Source organism: Desulfitobacterium sp. LBE, assembly GCF_007830365.1.
Lineage (GTDB): Bacteria > Bacillota > Desulfitobacteriia > Desulfitobacteriales > Desulfitobacteriaceae > Desulfitobacterium > Desulfitobacterium hafniense.
This window is the reverse complement of sequence record NZ_VLKD01000001.1, coordinates 4964128-4985720: the sequence shown is the minus strand read 5'-3', so window position 1 is coordinate 4985720 and position 21593 is coordinate 4964128. Positions and strand designations below refer to the sequence as shown.

The following is a 21593-nucleotide window of genomic DNA, read 5'->3' as shown; positions in this document are numbered from 1 at the left end:
CACCCCTCAATCCAACTTAAAATAGGTGTTTTGTGCAAAAATAGTGTTGAATCCCGGATAGCTGCCCAGTTCAACAAAGGAAACCTCTCCGGCCAGATCCTTGGCCCGCGAAAACTCCTGGGCGGAAAGCAAGGCAATTTTCGCTCCATTTCCTGCTGCATTGCCAATGGTCTTGATCCTGTTCTCCAGCTCCCGGGGAATTAAGCCGATCACACAGGCGCTGTGGGGATTGAGATAATTGCCAAAAGCTCCGGCCAGCAGCACTTCCTTAATATCATCACACTCGATGCCCATGGCCTCCTGCAAAATCTTCACACCGGCTGCAATAGCCCCTTTGGCCAGCTGAAGCTCGCGAATATCGTTCTGAGTAATCAAAATCGGTCGGCCATGGCGGGTTTGACCGGCTTCAACCAATTGAAAGGCCCAGGTCTCTTCATATTTAATAAGTCTGTCCTTTAATTTAAGGGCGCTGGGATGAGTTAGTTTTTCAGGCTCTAAAAACTTGCCCCGTTTATTGATCATGCCCAGCTCCACAAGGCCGGCTACTCCGTCGAGAAGAGCGGAACCACAGATTCCTATGGGAAGCCCGTTGCCGATGACCGTATAGCTCAAACCATCGTCAAAGGAGATATGATCAATCGCCCCCTCGGCACCTCTCATGCCGCTGGTGATCTGGGCTCCTTCAAAAGCCGGACCGGCCGCTGCGGAACAGGCCACCATCCGGTCTTGGGAACCTAAAACAATCTCCCCATTGGTCCCAATATCCAAAATCAGGGTAACCTGATCCCTTTTCTCCAGATCGGCGGCCAGCAGAACAGCCGTGGTGTCCGCACCTACAAAGCCGGCGATATTGGGCAGGACGAAAACCCGGCCGGCCTGATTGATTTCCAGGCCCAGTTCGGCAGGAGCCACCACAAGCCCCTGGTTAACGGCGGAAACATAGGGGGACATGCCAATGGTCCGGGGGGTTATCCCCAGGAAAAGGTGATGCATGGTGGTATTGGCTGCCACGGAAATTCCGTAAAGCTGATTTCTGTCCACTCCCGCCTTGTCAACCGCTTCGCCGATCAGCCTGTTCATAGCTCCTGTAACGGCTTGGTGCAGGGTGTCCAGTCCCTGCTCTTCTTTGCCGGCAAAGGTTATGCGGGATATGACATCTCCCCCATATTGGGCCTGGGGATTAAGGGTCGATACCACTTCAAGCTCTCTACCCGAATTCAAATCCAGCAAATAACCGACAATGGTCGTCGTTCCGATATCAAAGGCCATGCCCAAGAGGGTCCCGGTGGTATCTCCCTGCTCTATTCCCAAGACCTGAGAACCGTACACTACAGTTGTCACCCGGTTGGCGGACTCCCTTAGGGTGTCCGACAGCCGGCGGAGCACGGAGAGAGGGGCCTGCAAATCGCCGGCACTGCCGCCAAGCCCGGCCAGGCTTTCCTGCAAGCGCTGCCAGTCCGACTTATGCTCGCTGAGAGAGGGTTGGGCAATTTCTGAAAATACTTTGAGCAGATGGGGCTGAATATGAAAGGCTCTCTCCGCAGAATCAATCAGAATATGATGCTGCAGCTTTTTGGGACTTTGCATCTCGATGATCATGTCTCTGTTTATTTTGGTGGCACAGGCTAAGCGAATGCCTTCCGCCAACTCCTGAGCTGTCAGATGATCTTCATCAATGGCCGTAAAGTCCTCCAGCCCCTCCCTAACCTTTACCCGGCATTTCCCGCATTTCCCCCTGCCTCCGCAGGGGAAATCCTCTCCCAGTCCCGACCGGTTCATGGCTTCCATAATGGTGGTGCCGGCAATTACCGGCACGCTGATCTCTCCAGGTTGGAACACTATCCTGACTTCTTTCAAGAAAACGACCTCCTCCCCATGGTGGGCTTGTGTAAAGCAAAACTGCATCGTAGATTGATGCAGCTCATTAAATCAGCAAGTCTACTCACTTCTGCCCTTTAATTTTATATAGTCTCCCCGGAAATAAGTCACGCAAAAGCCAATCGGCTTATTCTCTTCATTATGGATGCGCTGTTCAATAACCAGCAGTGCCAGGTCGTCATGAATCTTTAAATGGCGCCTGATCTCTTCGTCAGGTGGCTGAGCATAAATGGTCAGTTCCTTTTTTAAAGAAAAAGAGGACACACTGCCCGAAACCATCTCGGGAAAAGTGGCTTGTTCCAGCTCTTCTTCCACAATGGGCATCCCTTTGGAGTAGGGCAGATATTTTAGATCATAGGCGATGGGTTTGCCTTCGGTAAAAAACAACCTGCGAATCACAATCACATTTTTATTCCTGGTGATCTGCAATTCCCCGGCCAGTTTTTCATCAGGCATGATAATATTGACTTCCAGCAGGCGGGAACGGTCTACCGTGTTGATGGAGTTCTTCATCTCATCATAGTAAATGGTGTATTTGTTCAATTCCGGTTTCTGCACGAAGCTGCCTTTTCCCGGAATGGAATAAATATAGCCATCCTTGGCCAGAACCGCCAGCCCTTTTCTGACCGTCATCCTGCTGGCCCCATATTCCTTGCTGAGAGCGTTTTCTGAAGCAACGGCATCCCCCGGCTTCAAGGACCCGCTATTTATTTTCCGTTTGAGCTCTTCCACAATCTGAAGATAGACGGGATTAATCATCTTTTCATCCATTCCAAACATATTTCAATCCCTTTTGAGGCATCGGTGGCGAAAGCATCAGCACCTATATAGCTGCAGCCATCGGCGTTAAGGTAATTTGCCCCGGCGATAATCCTGACTTGGTCCTTCAGTCCTGCAGCGGCTAAAATGTCGATGACCTGTTTCATTTGATCGATAGTGCTGGTTAACACTCCGCTCAGTCCAATGATATCAGGCTTAAACTCCCTGGTCTTTTTGACAAAGGTTTCCCCGGATACATCCACACCAAGATCCAGGACTTCAAAGCCATGGGTTTCCAGCAAGGCCCGGAAAATCTCTTTGCCAATATCATGGATATCGTCTTTGACAGTGCCCAGGAGCACCTTCCCGCTTTTCTTTTTGTGATGGCTGCTGAAATACGATGTCATGGGCTTCAGCTCCAAAACTCCCCGAAAAATGATGCCTGCCATGATCAGGTCGGCGATATAATACTCTTTCGCTTCGTAGCGTTTGCCCACCCGGTTCATCCCTTCGATGATTAAGTTGACCAGGTCTAAAGGATTCATCCCTTGGTCTAAAGCATGATTGGCAAGCTCAAAGACTTTGTTCTCTTCGAGTTGTTCCACATAATTGATCAAGAGTTCTTCAGTCGTGCCAAAATCCTTCATTACGCCCTCCCTAACAGGTATACTCAGGTCACTTTATATAGAAGTATTTCTCATAATCATCTTATTTCCCACTCTGGGGTTTGTCAATTTTTAAAGGGAATGGGTCTTCCCTCAATACCTGCAGGTCAATAGGGCTGGCGGGGAAGGTCCTGGCTGCAGCAGGCAAAATCCTGTTGACTTACTGTTTCTCCTCGGGGTGTGATGCTGAAATCCTGGGCAAAGCTCCCTGAAAGCAGTTTCCTTAAAAACCAAACATCGCCCTCGGCAAAGGTCAGTTCTAAATTAAGGCTTTGGGCCAGCAATTCTACTTCAGGCAAACATTCCTCAATACTATAGGACTTGGTATCGATGAGCATTAAATGCTTATAGTGCCTGAACATCTGCTCAAAGATTTTTTTCGCCCGTTCCGGCCCGTAGCGTTTTACGGCATGCTCTATTTCTCTGGCCATGCTGTGGGTGCCTTCCAGCCAGCCCTTGGTCATAAAAAAGGTGGCTTTGGGCCGCAAATAGGCCTGGCCCTGCCGGCTCATCAGCATGGAAATACAATCCTCAGTCCGGGGAATGATCAGATCCCCGGTGGTCGCCTTCAAGCCCACGGTGCCATTGCCGCAGCAGCCATAAGCCAAGAGAATGGTTTTTACCTCTTCAAGCCGGTCAATTTCCTCCTGGAGCTTAGCTCTTAGTCCATTAGGGTCTGTATGGTATTCGGAATCAATCCAGATGATCGGATAGGGGCAGCCACTCTCGGCTATGGCCTTATTCAGTTCATGCTGAAGCATTTTACAGGCAATGAGCACCGTGCCTCCTGCACTTTCCTTAACCATACATCCTCCCCATTTACTCTTTGATGGGGCCGATTTTATTCTTGCGGAAAGCATTGGCGAAGTTTCTGCAGAGACGGTCCCGGCCCAGCAGAGCCTCAGTGGCCATCAGGGTAGCCATCATATCCCGGTTGGTGGGATCGAGAATGGCGGAATCCATTCCCGCATAAAGAGCGATGGTTAAAAAGCCTTGATTGACAACTTTTCTGAGAGGCATGCCAAAAGAAATATTGCTTAACCCGGAAGTTACTTTAATTGTGGGGTATAACTCTTTAACCAACTTCAGGGTTTCGGTAAAGTTCAATAAGGATTTATTATCCGCCGATAACGCCAGCACCAGGGGATCAAGATGGATGCGGTCCGGAGTGATGCCATGCTTTTGAGCCTTTTCCACAATCCTCTTCGTAATCTCCACCCGTGTCTCAGTGTCGGAAGGGATGCCTTTATTATCGCAGGTCAGGGCTATCACCTGCCACTCCGTGCCTTCAAGCAAAGGGAAAATAAGCTCGCATTTATCCCCTTCCTCGGAAACGGAGTTAATCAGCCCGGGACGCCGGGCATGCTTAAAGACTTCTTTGATCACGGCGGCATTGGGGCTGTCAATGCACAAGGGCGTATCCACCGTATCCTGAACAATATTCATCAGCCAGATCAAGGTTTCCACTTCGTATTCCGGTGCTGTGCTGGCGCATACATCAAGAAAATGGGCTCCTGCTTCCGTTTGTTTAAGGGCCAGGTTGCGGATGAACTCTTCATCCCGCTCAGCAATCGCCTGTTTTACGCTGGGGATGGTTCCATTAATTTTTTCTCCAATAATGATCATAGCTTAGTCTCCTTTTGTTACAAAAGGGGCTGTTTAGCCACAGCCCCTTTGTTTCTGTTTTTTATAGAACTACTTAAGCGCAGAGGAACATAATGAAGCTAAACATCATATCCTCGTAGCTCTGCATTTTAGGTGCCATGACCTGGGCTTCCTGCTCATCGATTTCCGGATGGCCGGCCAGGTATTCTTCCCATGTTTTATAGTAATCGGTGTTCATGAAGTTCCCCTCCTTAATAGTTGGCGTTATTGGCTACATAATCCAGAACCGCTCTGGTATTATCAATATTCACGCTGTCAGCAGTGATGATCGCCTTGTCAAAAGTAAAGTAATAGCCGCCGCCTGGGGCCAGAATATCATTAAGCTCTTTTGCCTTGTCGATGCATTCCTGTTTGGTCCCTGTCTTCAGGAGGGTAAGGGGATAGAAACCGCCGATAATATGCTTCTTGCCCAATTTTTCCTTAACAAGCTTGGGATCCCCGTACTCAAAGGTCATTACGGTTCCGGCCGGAAGCTCGGCCAGATAGTCGATATAACGCATCCAGTCCTCTTCAACAAACAGATAAGACCTCATGCCTTTTTCCGCCAGACCTTCCACCAGTTTTTTAAAGCTGGGCCAGTAGAATCTGTCGAAATCCTTCCCTCTAAGATAGGGAGCCATGTGCAAGGGAATAAAGGTGGCATTGTATTTGTTGGGGAAAGGCTGGGTTCCCATTTTGATCATTAAAGGAGTGACCGCATTGACAGCAGCTTCCACTTTATCGGGAATCCGTCTGACATCCATGGAAATATTTTTGAATCCTCTTAACTGGTCGGTCAAAATATCAAAGGGTGCTTCGCAGAAGGCAGCAAAGAGGGATACGGTACCGTAACCGTATTTGCCGATCAGATTCCCATAGATCCTGAACAAGTTGTTGTTTTCGTCTGTATAAGCTTTGAAGGCCTTAGCCATGACGATAGAGCGGGTGACCGGGTCGGCGTTAAGTTCGGAATATAAATTGGGCAGCACTTTTTCGACGATACAATTATAAGGGGAAGCAATAAAATCATCATACTCTTCTACTTTGAGCCCTTCCACCTCCGGATGCTGCAGAAAACCATTGGACCCCATGACAAAGTTTCGCGAACCCAATATCTTATAGAAGGACGGCATTCTGAAGGCTGAGACAGGCAGGAGATCGGAATAAAAATCTTCGCACACTTTCTCGAAGCAAGCCTCTAAATCCGTCGTATCCCATTGGACCTTTTTTAAATCCATACCGGCATATTGAATAGCAAATTCATGGGTAAACATTGACATAATGGGCACCCGCTTGGGGATTTTCCCGTCAATCAGATCCGTGAATAACTGTGTTCTTTCAGCCATCTTATCAGACATGTTGTTCCACCCACCTCTGACAAATTTTTACGCCCTCGGCGGCATTGGTTGTAAACATATCGGCTCCGATCTGTTTGCAGGCCTCCTCGGTGACAGGGTTGCCGCCGATGATGACCTTCACCTGATCCCGCAGGCCCGCCGCTGCCAAAGCGTCAACCGTTGCTTTCATGGAATCAATGGCCAGGGTAAGAACTCCGCTCATCCCCAATATTTCTGCTTTCACCTCTTTTACCTTGTCCACAAAAACCCCGGGTTCCACATCGATGCCCAGATCATGGACGACAAAACCTGCCGCCTCCACCATACTGGCAAAGATGTTTTTGCCAATGTCGTGCATATCCCCCTGAACCGTACCCACAACGATGCTGCCTACCTTGCTGCTGCTGTCTCCGCCAATCACGGGTTTCAAAAGATCAAATGCCTGGCTTAAAAGTTCACCGGCGAAAATAAGGTCACCAACATAGTACTCCTTTTTTTCATAAAAGTCTCCGACGATGCTCATTCCTTTTTGACAAGCCGCAACCACTTGGTTGGCCTCCGCCATACTGGGCTTGGAGGCAACAAATTCCTCCAATAAGCTTACTACTTGTCCTTCGTCCAGATCCCCAATGGCCTGTGTCAATGCATTTAAATCCAGCATCCTTTTCACTCCCTTAATGTTTTTAATAACCGGAAAGCTACATATACCTGTATATACAACTTGGGACAAAATAAAAGATGTTCTATGGTTTTATATTAACACGCCAGAACTATTTGTCAATATCAAATATTCAATCAATTTGTACTACTTTCGCGCTTAATTCACAGCATCCCTAAGTTTAAACCGACCCGCAAATACAGCCCGCCCCCTAAGCATAGCAAAAGAACTCCTAGAATCCAGTAATCCATTGCCGTCGCAGGGTGTTCATGGCTGGGGATTACCGAGGCCCTATATCCGTAACCGCGGTTCAGCATACCTTTGGCCAAGTCCTCGGCAATCAAAATGGCATTGACAAATAAGGGGACCATAATCGTAAGATAGGTTTTGAGCCGCCCCATACTGCTTTGCTCATTGAGCCTGACACCCCGGGCCCTTTGCGCTTCGATAATCAGCAATCTTTTTTTATCCAGAGTGGGGATAAAGCGCAAGGCCGTCGTGATCATAAAGGTTATTTCCGCTGGAACTCTAAGCTGATTCAAAAACAGCATGAACTCATCCAGGGGCGTCGTTAGGGTCAGCAGGGAGGACCCCAATACCATAATAAGCAGGCGGCAGATGTAATTAACCCCCGTTAAAAAGCCGCCTACGGACAAGGCAACCCGCCCCTCATTGGCTGCGGAGAAAAGAATAACCTGACTTATTTCGCTCTGAAATCTTTCCGGGGGGTAGGTTATGCCGGTAAAAAGAAGCAGAAAGAGACAGATGGGCATTAAAGGCCGGATCATCTGCCAAATTCTCTGATAAGCGATTTTGCTTTGCAGTGCTAATATTAGGATACCAAGCAAAAAGCTCAAATTGTAGAGAGGGTTTTCAAACAAAAAACACCAGATTACAACCACCAGAAAACCCGCTATTTTGGTACGGATATGGAGACGGTGCAGCAGAGAGTCTCCTGGCAAATAGTCTATAAACAAGATTTCCTCTCCCCCTCCTCAATGATCTGAAACAATGCCCGCCTGAATTCCGCAGCCGATTGCGCTTGATAGCCCAAATCCTGCAGTCTTTGATTTAAGACACATAATTGGGGAGGAAGGACTGCCGCCTGCCGGAGCATGGACTCATCAGCAAAGGCCCCCCAGGGAGGGGCATCCCCCATCACCTGACCCCCCCGCAAAATGATCACCCGTTCTGCATAGTCGGCAACGCTGTCCATATCATGGCTGATCATAAGAATGGTGGTCCCCTCTCTATGGAGCTGCTGAAGCAGCTTCATGATTTTCTCCACTCCCACCCAGTCAAGACCTGTTGTCGGTTCGTCAATGACGAGAATTTCCGGGGTAAGGGCTAAAACGGAAGCCACGGCGATGAACTGCCGTTCCCCTTTACTTAGAGTGTAGGGATGAACCTGGCGATAGTTTTCCAGGCCGGTTAAGGCCAAGGCCTGGGTGATCCGCTCTGCAATCTCCGCCCGGGTAAAGCCGGCGTTCTTCAGGCCAAACTCCAGCTCCTTCTCCACTGAGACGGAAAAGATCTGGTGATCAGGGTTCTGAAACACATAGCCCACGGTTTTGGCCAACTGGGCCGTATCAACATCTTTGGTATTCAGACCCTTGACGATAACTTCCCCCTGGGTGGGCTTAAGCAAGCCATTGATGTGTTTGGCTAAAGTGGTTTTTCCGGCTCCGTTGGAGCCTGCCAGAGCCACAAATTCTCCTTTTTCAATGGTCAGATCGATTCCCTGCACGCCTATTTGTCCCGATTCAAATCGGTGCACAAGCTGCTTAATTTGAATCAAGGCTGAATTCGGCGGTCTCTTCTCTGCTTCCTTTTCTTGATGGACTTTGCCTCTTGCCGGCGGCGCAATCAGCGGGGCCACTCTGTTGTGTAGGGCTGGCTCCCCTATTAATTTGCGGATCAGGGATTCGGCCTCGGCAACATCCAAAGGAATGTCCTGGCCTTCAATCCATCCTCTTTGGCAAAAACTCCAGCCTAATAAGCTGACCGGCAAGGGCTTGATCCCGAATTCCTGCAAAAGAGGGATATTGCGAAAAAGCTGTTCCGGCGCCCCTTGCCAGGCAATTTTCCCGTGCTTAAGCACGATAACTTCGTGGGCTCTATGCAGGATTTCTTCACTGGAATGTTCAACGACCAGAATCGTCCGCTCTCTTTCACGACAGAGATCATCCAAGGTGCGATAGACCTGGAACCGTCCTTCCGGATCCAGTTCAGAAGCCGGTTCATCCATGACCAATAGTTCCGGTTCCAGGGCCAGCACCCCGGCGATCACCAGCCGTTGTTTTTCTCCGCCGGACAGCTCTGCCGTAGAGCGCTGATCATAGCCATTCAGCCGGACCTTGGCCAAGGCTTGGGCAACCCTTTGCTGAATCTCCGCCAAGGGTATGCCGAAATTGCGGGGACCAAAAGCCACGTCCTCTGCCACGGTTCGCCCGACGATCTGACTTTCTGCATCCTGAAGCACCAGCCCTACTTGTTTAGCCAGGTCCTGCACCCGGACCTCACCTGTGTCTTTCCCTCCAATCCTGACCTCTCCCTGCAGCTCTCCTTGCAGAAACTGGGGAATCAATCCATTCAGACACAAACTTAAGGTTGTTTTTCCCGCTCCTGTGGGACCCATCAAGGCGATGAATTTTCCTTTGGCCACTGTCAGGCTGATTTGTTTTAAACTCTCTTCTTCAGCTCTTGGATAACGATAAGAAACATCTCTTAATTCAATCACTCTCTCCACCCCAGCACTCCTCTAGATCAACCGGCTTCCTTTAAGCGCTTTATAGGCTAAGGCCGATACGGCAACATTCAAGACCGACCCTAATAACAGAAAGGGCATTAACCCTAAGACTGCACCCATACCACCCATGGGGAATACGGAAAAGGCCGCCACCACACCATTGAGGAGGGATGTAATAATCACGGCAGGAATTAAACCGATTTTCTTATTGACCAGGCGATAGATCAAGGCAAAGACAGCCATTTCGATGGCGATGACCAAATGCATAGGAATTCCCAGGGGAAAACCGACCACCGCCGAGGTGAGCAGATGACCTATGGCAATCACAAGACAGCCTTCTATGCTGCCAAAAGCCAAAGCGCTGAAAAAACCCGGAGCAGAATCCAGGGCCACTGTCCCCAGCGGGCTGGGAATTTTGATCAAGGCGCCTACCGCACTCAAGGCAAGAAAGACTGCCATGATGGCAATCCGTCTGATATTCTGGGCTGATTTGGGGACCGTTGTTTTCTTTGCAGGTTCAATCATTGTTATTCTCTCCTTTATTTCTTCTTTTCTTTTTGTTTCGTTTCGTTTAATTTAGTTTCATTTTGTTTAAATTTAAATGCTGCATTAATATTCTTCCTGGAGCTTAGTCTTTATTTCCTGTCCTGTTTGGAAGGCCTCCACCTCCGCCTCCATCTCCTCCAGCCTGCCGATCTTATGGATGGGCAGCTTGCCGAAAGCCCCTAATTCAATATCCTCTGCTGCCGTATAAATGAGGCAAGTAGAAGGTCCTGCCGATTTATTGAGATCAAGTTCACATTGGGTATCTTCTCTGAATCGGGCACCGACAGCTTGGGCAAGGGCTTCGGCTTCACCCCGTATCCCTTGGGAGCCTATGGGAATAATGTCATACACCCCAGGAATATTAAGCAATTGAATAAGATGTATCCCCTGCAGAATATCCGGATCTTCCGGGTCAGCCGCCTCAGTTCCCACTTTGGGGAGCCCCAGACAAAACAGGCTGTTGCCCGGCCTGGCTCTGCCAATGCGAAGTTTATCCTGATCGCAAAGCCCTATGACCGTAATGCCTAAGCCGGTTTGTTCTGTGGGCATATTCTTTTCCGTGCTGACGGCCGCAGGCAGGGAGAGCAGATTCATAGCCTTTAGCTCTTCTCTCACCCCCTTCATTATTTCTTCCCCTGCGGGTATGGGTTCATTGGCAATGGCAATGCTGAGCATCTGGGGAACTGCTCCCACCGCCAGCACTTCCAATAAAGCTACCCGGGCCGTCATCCTGCCGGTTACCCTCCAGGGAACTTTGACTGCATCCAGCTCTTTCTCACCAATAGCACCGCATGAATCGCAGGCTGCGACAAGATATTGAGCATCATTCAGGGCAACCACCTCAACATCTCTTCCCTGATATCCCAAGGCCTTCAACTCTCCTCTCCAATAATTTTTATAAAAATAAAAAGTCCATAGCCACCTCGCTTCTCCTTGCAGACAAAGCAAAATGACCATGAACTTTACCAAACTTCATGTGTCCCCAGATCCAGGCAGGTCTCCTGACTTCGAGTCATTGTCTCCTTGCTGCCTTCCCAGTTACCCAGTGGCATTCAGCGCTGAGACTCCTCTTTACAGTGGCGGGTCCGTCCGGGAATTGCACCCGGTTCCCTATTCTCCCTTCTTGACGAAGGGCACCTGAAATCCTTAAATTGTTAAAACCTACTAAATTCAGTTTAGCCAAAACCAGAATAATGTCAAGTCAAAAATTCGTCCTATTGCCAAAGTAAGGGGTTGTTCTATCTTCTAAACTAATCAAGGCCGGAGGATTGTTCCTATTGAAACAATCCTCCGGCCTGATCCATCTGCTTTTGAAATTTATAATTTATAGGCCTGCTTGCTCCCGCAAAGCAGAGGCTTTATCGGTCTTTTCCCATGGCAGGTCCAGATCGGTGCGGCCAAAGTGTCCGTAAGCAGCCGTTTGGCGGTAGATGGGACGGCGCAGATTCAGAGTCTTAATGATCCCTGCCGGACGGAGGTCAAAATTATTTTTGACCAGTTCGCCGATTTTTTCCTCGTCAATTTTGGCGGTTCCGAAGGTTTCCACCAGGACGGATACGGGCTGGGCTACCCCGATGGCATAAGCCAGCTGGATTTCACAGCGCTCAGCCAAACCGGCAGCCACTACGTTTTTAGCCACATAACGGGCGGCATAGGCGGCAGAACGGTCGACCTTTGTGGGGTCCTTGCCGGAGAAGGCTCCTCCCCCATGGCGGGCCATGCCGCCATAAGTATCAACGATGATCTTGCGGCCGGTTAAACCGGCATCCCCTTGGGGACCGCCGATGACAAAACGGCCTGTGGGGTTAATAAAATAACGGGTGCTCTCATCCAGCAATTCCGATGGGACCACGGGAAAGACCACATGTTCCAGGAGATCCCGGCGAATCCGCTCCTGAGTTGCTTCCGGATGATGCTGAGTGGAGATCACGATGGTATCGATACGGACAGGGCGATTATCCTCATACTCTACCGTCACCTGAGTCTTGCCGTCGGGACGGAGGTAATCCAGGATATCCGACTTGCGGACTTCACTGAGGCGGCGGGCCAGGCGATGGGCCAGATCAATGGCCAGGGGCATATAGCTTTCCGTTTCGTTGGTGGCGTAGCCGAACATCATCCCTTGGTCGCCGGCGCCAATGGCTTCGATCTCTTCCTCGCTCATCTCGCCGTTTTTGGCTTCCAGAGCTCTATCCACTCCCAAAGCAATGTCGGCGGATTGCTCCCCGATGGAGGTGAGCACGGCACAGGTATCGGCATCAAAGCCATATTTGGCCCGGGTATAGCCGATTTCACGGATGGTTTGTCTTACTGTGCTGGGAATATCCACATAACAATTAGTCGTAATTTCACCGCTGACTAACACCAGGCCGGTGGTCACCGAGGTCTCACAAGCGACCCGGGCATTGGGATCTTTAGCGAAGATAGCATCTAAGATGGCATCGGAAATCTGGTCGCAGATTTTATCGGGATGTCCTTCTGTGACCGATTCGGAGGTAAACAGTTTTTTTGCCAATGAAGTCACTCCTTTTCACTAAGGCGCTCAGCAATCTCCTGAACCAGCCGCCGAGCTACGTCTAATTTGTTCATTTGGGGCAGATCGATTTTCTTCCCATCCGGGAAAAGCAGGCTCACGATATTCGTAGGGCTGCCAAATCCCGCTCCGGGCTGGGTTACGTCATTGGCCACCAGCATATCGACATTTTTGCGCTGCATCTTGGCTTGAGCATGCTCATAAAGGTTTTCCGTCTCAGCGGCAAACCCCACCAGAAACTGGTTTTCTTTCTTCCTGCCGCATTCCGCCAGGATATCGGGATTGGGCACAAGTTCCAGAGCAAGATTTGTCCCAGCTTTTTTGATTTTCTGCTCAGCACTGACCGCGGGCCGGTAATCGGCAACTGCTGCAGCTTTGACCACAATATCCATCCGGGCAAATTCGCCCATGACCGCAGCATGCATTTCCTGAGCTGTCATAATATTGATTCGCCTTACTCCCGGCGGGGTGGGCAGTTCATTGGGCGCAGAGACAAGGGTTGTTTCCGCACCGGCCTCCCTTAAGGCTTCAGCCACGGCAAACCCCATCCTGCCTGAAGAACGGTTGCCGAGATAGCGGACCGGGTCAAGGGGTTCCTGGGTTCCCCCGGCGGTGACCAAGGCTTTTTTGCCCACCAACACTCCTGAGGCGGCAAAAAAACTCTGCAAAGCCTCCACAAGTTCCTGGGGCTCACTCATACGGCCGTCGCCATCGGTGCCGCAGGCCTGAAAGCCTGTGGCCGGTCCCAGAATGCGTACGGAACGTTCCTGTAACCGTTTCAGGTTCTCCTGGGTAGTTGGATGATGGTACATATGATGATTCATGGCCGGAGCCACAAAGATAGGGGCCTGCGTGGCCAGCAGGACAGTGGAGAGAAAATCGTCGGCAAGGCCCACGGTCATTTTGGCCAATAGATTAGCCGTAGCCGGAGCAACCAATACGGCATCGACTGCTTCCGCCAGGGCGATATGCTCAACATTCCACACCTTAGGCTCTGCGAACATATCCACATAGACCGGGTTACCGGAAAGGGTCCTCAGGGTTAAGGGGGCAATAAATTCAGCAGCCCCCTTCGTCATCGCCACATAGACGATGGCGCCCTGCTTGCGGAGGCGGCTCACCACATCCGCAGCTTTATAAGCCGCAATCCCCCCTGTGACGCCTATGAGGAGCTTCTTACCCCGCAACATTATTTAATTCCTTCACGGGTTAATTCAAAATGATATTTCCCTTTGGCGATTTCATCAAAAGCAAGGCTTACCGGTTTGGAACCGCGGTAATTCACTTCAAACTCCGGATCCTCCATGAGGGTACGGGCCCGTTTCGCCGCCGCCAGCACCAAGGTATATTTACTGTCCACTTTGCTCAACAAAATATCGAGGGAAGGCTGTTTCATGATTACACCCCCTGAAATACATAAGGTTTTCTTTTCACACGGCATTTCTCAGCCAGCAGAATGCTCTTTAATTTGTCTACTGCCAGAGGAATTTCATCATTGACGACCACATAATCATACTCGCTCACATACTCCAGTTCCCGAGCGGCAGTCTGCAGCCGTTTTTGAATCACTTCCTCGGATTCGGTGCCCCGTTTATGGATGCGCTGGGAAAGTTCATCCATGGAGGGCGGCACGACAAAAATAAACACTCCCTGGGGGAAACGCTGCTTGACTTGTAAAGCTCCCTGAATTTCAATCTCCAGAATGACATCATTCCCGGCTTGAATGGCCTGCTCCACAGCGAACTGGGGAGTTCCGTAATAGTTGCCGCAAAACTCTGCCCATTCCAAAAGTTGATCCTGTTCGATCATGGTTTGAAATTCTTCCCGGCTACGGAAATAATAATGCAATCCATCCACTTCACCAGGACGGGGCTGACGTGTCGTGGCCGACACGGAATACTTTACCTGAGGCAGCTGTCTCAGCAGTTCCTGGCAAAGGGTTCCTTTTCCCGCCCCGGAAGGACCGGATAGAACAATCAATAAGCCATGATTTTGTTCCACTCTTGTCCTCCCCTTAATCAGCTGGGTCTTCGGCAGTGTTGCTGGCTTCTTTCGCGGAAAGGCGATGGGCCACGGTTTCCGGTTGAACTGCCGACAGAATGACGTGATGGCTGTCGCAGATAATCACGGCCCGGGTTCTGCGGCCATAGGTGGCATCGATCAGCATTCCTGCGTCCCGTGCTTCCTGGATAATCCGCTTGATGGGAGCTGATTCCGGGCTGACAATAGAGATAATGCGGTTGGCGGATACGATATTGCCAAACCCAATGTTAATCAATTTAATGTCCAAAACTTAACCCTCCAATTATTCCAGATTTTGAACTTGTTCCCGAATTTTCTCTAATTCGCTTTTCATCTGAACGACATGCTGAGTAATGCTTAAATTATTAGCCTTCGAGCCAATGGTATTGATCTCCCGGTTCATTTCCTGAACCAGAAAATCCAGCTTGCGCCCGACGGGTTCAGAGCTTTGCAGAGCTTCCCGGCCTTGGTCAATATGGCTCTGCAGACGAACCAATTCTTCGGTAATGGATGCTCTGTCTGCAAAAAAAGCCACTTCATTGGCCAGGCGAGCTTCATCGAGAATGGCCTTATCTCCCAGAAGGACCTCTATCCTCTCCTGTAAGCGGGTTTGATAATCTATAACGATGCTGTCGGTATAACCTGCTATTTCATCTTTAGCCAGCATGATGGTATGTAAACGGTGCAAAAGATCTGCCGCTAAGCCTTCCCCTTCCACCTGCCGCATGGCTGTGAAGCCATTCAAAGCCTCGGCTACGGCACGGCTCAAGGGTTCCCAAATCAGTTCCAGATCAATATCCGTATCCTCTAGGTCAAAAACCTCGGGCAAGGCAGCTAAACGGTAAATATCCGTCTCATAGGTTGTATTGAGGGCTAAAGCGAGTTCCTTCAGTGTCTTATCATACGACAGGGCTAAATCTTTGTCAACCTTCACCAATCTCTTTTTTTCTTCGGTTTCCTTCACATTAACATAGACATCAATACGTCCGCGGTTGATTTTGCTTTGCAGGATTTTGCGTATTCTATCTTCTAAACTATTCAGATGGCGGGGCATCCGTACCGACGTCTCGAAAAAGCGATGATTGACCGCTTTCAGCTCGATGGTGAATTGGTAACCGTAACCGGAGGCTTCCCCCCTGCCAAACCCTGTCATACTGTTTGCCATGCTCTGACCAACTTTCTTTTTTAAGTTTTTAATTTATTATAGCGATTAATGTTCAAAAAAACAATTTAAGTTGATTTTGACTTGGATAATGGCTTGTTATGGATACATTATTTGTATGCTGTGAAGGTACGCAGATGAAGTTGAAATTCTGTCTGAAGCAAGTTTCCTTCTATAAATAAAAGAAATAAAGACCGTATAACAACAGACTTTTGTCACAGTCACTATACAGCCCTGGCTTTTTGCTTTTGACGAAAAACCTCTTCAAGAGGAATGGCAAGGTCTGCAAACGTCATAGTGCTTGAAGCGGTATATTACTCGTTTTCTGCCGGCAAAACTCTCTTTTCAATATCCTCCGCCGACGGCAAAGTATCTTTCAATTCGTTTGGCAAGAGACTCGTTATTTGATACTCACTAACACCGATAGGCTTTGTCATATCCCGCAAAGAATACTCGGCAATTAATCTGTTTTTATATTTGCACAAGAGAATGCCAATGGAAGAGTTATCCTGTTCCTTTTTCAACTTGGAGTCAACTGCAGAAAGATAGAAATTCAGCTTTCCAGCATATTCCGGCTTGAAATCACCTGTTTTTAATTCGATAACAACATAGCAGCGAAGCTTTAGATTATAGAACAGAAGGTCGAGATAGTAGTCCTCTCCTCCAATCTCCATGTGATATTGATTGCCAATAAAGGCAAAACCGGTTCCCAGTTCGAGCAGCAACTGAGTGACATTTCTTACAAGCTGATTTTCTATATCACGTTCTATCGCATTTTCGCGTAGCTGTACAAAGTCAAAAATATAAGGATCTTTCAAAGTTTGCTGAGCCAGTTCACTCTGTGGGCTCGCCAAATGCGTTTCAAAGTTAGTTGTTTTATCGGCGAGGACCTGACGTTTGTAAAGCATTGACTCTATTTGATGAACCATAACATTAATTGACCAGCCATTTTCAATGGTTTTTTTCGCATACCAGGTTCTTTGCTCGCCATCCTTTACCTTGTCCAAAAGCGCAACATTATGTGACCAGCTTAATTGTGCAGACACCGTCTGCACAAATTCAATGTCTGAATAAAGACTTGAAAATTTGGCCATGTATTTCAAATTGCGAACTGAAAAACCTGTTGTGTCAGGGAAATCGAGTTTGATATCGCGGGCGAGATTTTCAATAAATTTATTACCCCATTTGGAGTTTGCGTTAATAACATTACCAATATTCCAGTAAAGCGTAATAAGCTCGCGATTGGCTCCAATTATCGCCCGATGTTGCGCAGAGCGTATTTGATTTTTTATGTCCGAGCAAATCTTAAAATAATCACTATTGTTGAAAAGCATAGCCCTCCTCCTTTCCTTAAGATAATATTTGATTTGCAGAATTATCTTATCACTCAAAATATTACCGTATCCCTCACCGAAAGACAATCCATCTTAACTGTGTATACCACACTTGTCCCCCCCTCATATAGGGCATTTTACCAATCTATATACCTCTAAAAAGACTCAGCGCCCAATTCCCAAGCGCTTGGGAATTGGGCACAGGTTTCAATCTTTCTTTCTCTCCATATAATACAGAAAAGAATGGAGCCGGTCTTTCATGGTGGCAACACCGGATTCATCAAAGCCCAGCCTTAAAACCAGGCCATCCTCCTCCCCCGCCAGCAAGTGCAGCACGGTCTGGGCATTTTCATAGAGGGAAGCCACTTCGATACAGGGAATCCCCTGCCTTTGCCAGTCCATGGTTTTGACCCGGCGATAGCGGCCATTGGCTCCGGCGAAATCGGGAATAAGGTCATCCGCACTGGCTAAGAGATCAGCAAAGCTGGAGGCAAAAGGGGTATTTTCCCCTAAAGCAGCGGAGAGCCGCTCCATTTGTGAGATATATCCGGCCACCACTCCCCGCTCTCTTTTGTTCTCACAGCGGGTGTACCACAGAAAACACAAGTATTCACTCAGGGGCATCGTGGCCATCTTTTTGCCCTTTTTCTCAACTTCTTTAAATAGTTCACCATTTAAATAGGCATTGTAGAGCACATAGGGTTCCCCCAGGACGGCTATCTTCCCGGCTCCCGGCTTTAGAGCCTGAACATCCCGGAGAGCCTGAATATCCTGAACATCATGAAGAGCCTGAACATCCCGGAGATCCCGACCGACCTCATGGGCGGCCTCCAGCAGATCTTCCATGGATAGGGAGGCAAGGCTCTTCAGCCTTTGACGGAGGCCTTCCCTGCTTTCCGCGGGGGCGGCCAGGATTAAATCCCCGGCCAGGATGCTGATAAAAAGCTGGGGGCATAAAGACGATTGAAAAGGCAAGGTTTCCAGGATGGGGGAAATAATCGTGACGTGGTCCATATGCTCTCTGGCCAGGATATCGTAAATCACCCGGCTGTAGAGTCCGTCGATCTCTCCCCCTTCTGTGGCGGGGAGAATCACCTGCATCTTTTCCTGATCCTGAGCTTTGTGCAGCACATCCCCCAGCAGAGCCGTAAAGGATAAATATTCCTTGGCCAAGGTTTTGCTTTTGCCCAGATTAAGGCTGGCGACCGTGGTTGGCGGGAGCTCATGCCCCTCATAGCCATGCTTCTTCAGCGTATCCCCCAGCAAATCGGCATAAGGATACAGATGGGGGAAATAGACCGGCACACCCGGCTCAGGAGTTTTTCTTAAAGAAACTTCCCGCCGGGGCAGATCCTTGAGGAAATCCCGTTTCACTTTCCCGGGGGCGGGCCGATGCTCAAGGGTATTGATAAAGGCTTCAATGCGGGTTATGACTCCCACTTTGGAATAGTGTTCATCCACTTCAATATTCAGGTAAGGCTTATCTCCCATCTCCTGCCGGAAAAGATGGGAAATCATCGTATCCGGACCGCAGCCATGGTTATTAAGATAGACTGCATAAAGATTGGGATGGTTCTTGATAATTTTGGCGCCACCGATAATGTGCTGGCCAAAAGGCCAATAGAGGTTCTCATACTCATGGGACAGATCCAGGTCATGACCGGGAAGATGTCCCAAAGTGATGACCTTATACCCTCTTTTCATGAACTCCTGGGGTATGCCCATATTGAGCACCGGATCGCTGATGCCATAGTTCCTGGTCATGATGACGATGACCTTTTCCTGATCCGGCAGGGAGTCCAGCAGTTCCCGGCCGGCTTTTTCCACCTGAGCAGTGTACCTGCGCACTCCCATGGCTCCTTCCGCCAGGGCTTTGACACAAAAGGGCTTCATTTTTCCCAAAGAAGTGCCGATCTCAATCATGGCTCCTGCCATGGCCGGCTTGCCGTAATCAAGGTTGAAGACAGGGTTGAGGAGCTGAATCCCCTTTTCTGCCAGTTTCAAGGTTTTAAAGACAAATTCCGGAGCCTTTTGCATATAGACACAGCTATAATTGTGATGCACCCTGGAGGTTTCATGTTTCATGGTCAGGATGCTGGGCAGGAAAATATAATCCACCCCTTTTTCCGCCAGTTCCGCCATATGACCGTAGATTAGTTTGACAGGATAGCAGGTTTCCGCCTGGGCATAGTTTTGGGCCAGAGCAATGGTCTTTTCATTGCTTTCAGCGGACAAAAGGACATTGAAGCCCAGGGACTCAAAGAAACCTTTGATCATGGGGAAGAATTTATGGACCACCAAAACATAGGGAACCCCAATGGTTTTCTTCTTCGGATCAATCCTTCCGGTATAATCCCCCAACAGCATCTTTTGGGCCTCAGCGAAGTAGTTATGATGGCTAAAGTAGCTATTATGGCTAAAGCCGTTATGATGGCTGCTGAGACTGATTTCTGCTGTTTCGGCCTTATCTTGTGCGGACTTGACCTTATTCTGCGGGGACAAGTCAAACCCTTTGAAGCGGCTGGGGCCGGGGCTCAACCCGATACTTTCACCGGCCAGCAGAGCTACTCCATAGGCTCCGCTTACCGAGAAACAGGGAGACACCTGAACCCTATCCCCGAAGATCCCCTGGAAAGCGGCCACTACAGCCGGGTTATAGCAAACCCCTCCCTGGAGAACGATCTCTTGGCCCACGGGCTTGTTCCCTACCACCTTATGGAGATAGTTGCGAATGACGGAGTGGCACAGCCCTGCCAAAATATCCGGTTTCTCCTCGCCGTTGGCCAAGGCCGCCCCGATATTGCTTTCGATAAATACGGTGCAGCGTTCCCCCAGATCCAGAGGGGACTGAGCTTTTAAGGCGATCCCCCCATACTCTTCAATGGGGATACCCAGGCGCAAGGCCTGTTCCTCGATGAAGGACCCGGTTCCTGCCGCACAGATCTTATTCATCTGAAAGTCGCTGACTTCTCCCTTCTCCAGGGAAATATATTTGGAGTCCTGCCCCCCGATCTCAAAGACGGTATCCGCATGAGGATTGACTTTCAGAGCGGCTTTGGCCTGAGCGGTGATTTCATCTTTAATCGTATCGGCCCCGATCATTTCCCCGATTAAATGACGTCCCGAACCGGTTACCCCTACGGCATCTATGATCAGTCCGCTTCCCAATCGCTGGCCAAGAGAGGCCAGACCTTCCCGGACCACCCTTTGGGGATCCCCCTGGGTTCTCAGATATTGAAAATCAAGGAGACGGCCCTCCCCATCGGTGACCACCAGGTTCGTGCTTGTGGAACCCACATCGATACCGAGGAGACAATGGGTCCCTTCCGCAATTTCCCGACATTGGGGATCCTCAGTCCTCGTCCCCTCCCTGAGAGCAAGAGGGCTGAGCCGGGGAAGAGAGGTTCCCAGTTTGACCTGGGCCTCTGTCCGGTGGAAGGCATGGATCAGCTGAGCGGCGGGCACAAGGAGCTGGTTGGCCAAGGCATACCGGGCTGCTCCCACAGCCTGGACAAAAATCAGGTCTTCATCGGCGATTAACTCCTCATCCCTTAAGCCGAAAACATCCTTTACCCCTTGAATGACCCCTTTGTTCTTGAGGATGCCGCCGCACAAAGCCAGGGGCCTTTCAATGGGCATCCCTTTGACGATGGTGGCTTTAAAGTTTTTGACGGCAGCATAGCATAAGCCTAAAAGGATATCGGCAACGGGCGCCCCTTCCTGTTGCCGATGGATCATATCTGTTTTGGCGAAGACAGAGCAGCGGCCCGATAGTCTGGGAACCCCTTGGGCCTTTTCGATGATGCCGGAATAATCTTCAAGCTCAAGGCCTAGGCGGCGCATCTGATCCTCAAAAAAAGACCCTGTGCCCCCGGCGCAGCTCTCATTAACTCCATACAAGGGCAAGGTATGGCCGGAAAGCCTGGTTAAATACCGGGCATTTTGGGAGCCCATTTCCATCGCGGATTTCGCCTGGGGGCAGAGAACTTTCAGACCCAATTCAAGGGCAGGAATATCACTTACCTGACCAAACCCATCCCCCAGAACCTTGCCGTAGACTCCGGTCAGTGCCCCATACAGATGTTCTTCTGGATAGATTTCAGTCATTTCTTTAAGAATCCTGGCTGCCGCCACAAGGGCTTTTCCCCCATGGAGTTCATATCTCCTATACAGTATGGTTTGGGTTTCGGAAAGCAGGATGACTTTTACCGAAACATTCCCTATGTCTATCCCTAGACTATACATCGTCTATCTCTCCTTAATTTCGTGGCCTTATGGGTTGAACGAGACTTAATTCAGGGGGATT

At 49.5% G+C, this 21593-nt stretch carries 20 protein-coding genes and 1 riboswitch; all 20 genes read right to left on the bottom strand.

Features of this window, described 5'->3' with window-relative positions; all coding sequences use genetic code 11:
- Positions 1–6 precede the first annotated feature (6 nt).
- The 20 genes from DESLBE_RS23495 to DESLBE_RS23405 all read right to left on the bottom strand — a co-directional run bounded on the left by DESLBE_RS23495 (position 7) and on the right by DESLBE_RS23405 (position 21532).
- On the bottom strand, positions 7–1857 hold the full coding sequence (locus DESLBE_RS23495; RefSeq protein ID WP_144678381.1) for an ASKHA domain-containing protein: 1851 nt from the start codon (positions 1855–1857) through the stop codon (positions 7–9).
- 81 nt (positions 1858–1938) lie between these two features.
- Complete coding sequence (locus DESLBE_RS23490; protein ID WP_172625494.1) at positions 1939–2658, bottom strand: GntR family transcriptional regulator; 720 nt, start codon at positions 2656–2658, stop codon at positions 1939–1941.
- On the bottom strand, positions 2634–3284 hold the full coding sequence (locus tag DESLBE_RS23485) for a cobalamin-dependent protein (protein WP_018212806.1): 651 nt from the start codon (positions 3282–3284) through the stop codon (positions 2634–2636). The genes DESLBE_RS23490 and DESLBE_RS23485 overlap by 25 nt, the downstream gene beginning before the upstream one ends.
- Before the next feature lie 125 nt (positions 3285–3409).
- A complete protein-coding gene (locus DESLBE_RS23480; protein ID WP_144678380.1) occupies positions 3410–4108 on the bottom strand; it encodes a DUF1638 domain-containing protein in 699 nt (232 codons plus the stop codon).
- 13 nt (positions 4109–4121) lie between these two features.
- Positions 4122–4928 (bottom strand): methyltetrahydrofolate cobalamin methyltransferase, encoded by an 807-nt coding sequence (locus DESLBE_RS23475; RefSeq protein ID WP_144678379.1) that lies wholly within the window; start codon positions 4926–4928, stop codon positions 4122–4124.
- Between the two features lie 73 nt (positions 4929–5001).
- Positions 5002–5145 (bottom strand): hypothetical protein, encoded by a 144-nt coding sequence (locus DESLBE_RS26735; protein ID WP_172625493.1) that lies wholly within the window; start codon positions 5143–5145, stop codon positions 5002–5004.
- Positions 5146–5158: 13 nt separating this feature from the next.
- On the bottom strand, positions 5159–6304 hold the full coding sequence (locus tag DESLBE_RS23470; protein WP_144678378.1) for a uroporphyrinogen decarboxylase family protein: 1146 nt from the start codon (positions 6302–6304) through the stop codon (positions 5159–5161).
- A complete protein-coding gene (locus DESLBE_RS23465) occupies positions 6297–6944 on the bottom strand; it encodes a cobalamin-dependent protein (protein WP_144678377.1) in 648 nt (215 codons plus the stop codon). Before DESLBE_RS23465 ends, DESLBE_RS23470 begins: the two co-directional genes overlap by 8 nt.
- A 161-nt stretch (positions 6945–7105) precedes the next feature.
- Entirely contained in the window at positions 7106–7918 is an 813-nt protein-coding gene (locus DESLBE_RS23460) for an energy-coupling factor transporter transmembrane component T (RefSeq protein WP_018212801.1), read from the bottom strand.
- Positions 7909–9690, bottom strand: a complete 1782-nt coding sequence (locus DESLBE_RS23455) for an energy-coupling factor transporter ATPase (RefSeq protein ID WP_144678376.1) — start codon at positions 9688–9690, stop codon at positions 7909–7911. Before DESLBE_RS23455 ends, DESLBE_RS23460 begins: the two co-directional genes overlap by 10 nt.
- A gap of 12 nt (positions 9691–9702) precedes the next feature.
- Positions 9703–10215: an ECF transporter S component gene (locus DESLBE_RS23450; RefSeq protein ID WP_018306996.1), complete on the bottom strand. Its 513-nt coding sequence runs from the start codon at positions 10213–10215 to the stop codon at positions 9703–9705.
- Between the two features lie 84 nt (positions 10216–10299).
- Complete coding sequence (locus DESLBE_RS23445; protein WP_243131372.1) at positions 10300–11112, bottom strand: AIR synthase related protein; 813 nt, start codon at positions 11110–11112, stop codon at positions 10300–10302.
- A 97-nt stretch (positions 11113–11209) separates the two neighbouring features.
- Positions 11210–11392, bottom strand: a riboswitch (cobalamin riboswitch).
- Positions 11393–11560: 168 nt separating this feature from the next.
- Entirely contained in the window at positions 11561–12751 is a 1191-nt protein-coding gene (gene metK / locus DESLBE_RS23440; protein ID WP_035214008.1) for a methionine adenosyltransferase, read from the bottom strand.
- A 5-nt stretch (positions 12752–12756) separates the two neighbouring features.
- The gene (coaBC, locus tag DESLBE_RS23435) at positions 12757–13959 is read right to left on the bottom strand and encodes a bifunctional phosphopantothenoylcysteine decarboxylase/phosphopantothenate--cysteine ligase CoaBC (protein WP_144678375.1); all 1203 of its coding nucleotides are present in this window, start codon (positions 13957–13959) and stop codon (positions 12757–12759) included.
- Positions 13959–14165, bottom strand: a complete 207-nt coding sequence (rpoZ, locus tag DESLBE_RS23430; protein ID WP_005811864.1) for a DNA-directed RNA polymerase subunit omega — start codon at positions 14163–14165, stop codon at positions 13959–13961. Before rpoZ ends, coaBC begins: the two co-directional genes overlap by 1 nt.
- A gap of 2 nt (positions 14166–14167) precedes the next feature.
- Complete coding sequence (gene gmk, locus DESLBE_RS23425; RefSeq protein ID WP_015944867.1) at positions 14168–14770, bottom strand: guanylate kinase; 603 nt, start codon at positions 14768–14770, stop codon at positions 14168–14170.
- Between the two features lie 13 nt (positions 14771–14783).
- Positions 14784–15059 (bottom strand): DUF370 domain-containing protein, encoded by a 276-nt coding sequence (locus tag DESLBE_RS23420; RefSeq protein ID WP_005811866.1) that lies wholly within the window; start codon positions 15057–15059, stop codon positions 14784–14786.
- 15 nt (positions 15060–15074) lie between these two features.
- Positions 15075–15956: a YicC/YloC family endoribonuclease gene (locus DESLBE_RS23415; protein ID WP_005811868.1), complete on the bottom strand. Its 882-nt coding sequence runs from the start codon at positions 15954–15956 to the stop codon at positions 15075–15077.
- A gap of 311 nt (positions 15957–16267) precedes the next feature.
- Complete coding sequence (locus tag DESLBE_RS23410; protein WP_144678374.1) at positions 16268–17287, bottom strand: PDDEXK nuclease domain-containing protein; 1020 nt, start codon at positions 17285–17287, stop codon at positions 16268–16270.
- Positions 17288–17494: 207 nt separating this feature from the next.
- Positions 17495–21532 (bottom strand): acyl-CoA dehydratase activase, encoded by a 4038-nt coding sequence (locus DESLBE_RS23405; protein WP_144678373.1) that lies wholly within the window; start codon positions 21530–21532, stop codon positions 17495–17497.
- Positions 21533–21593: the final 61 nt, after the last annotated feature.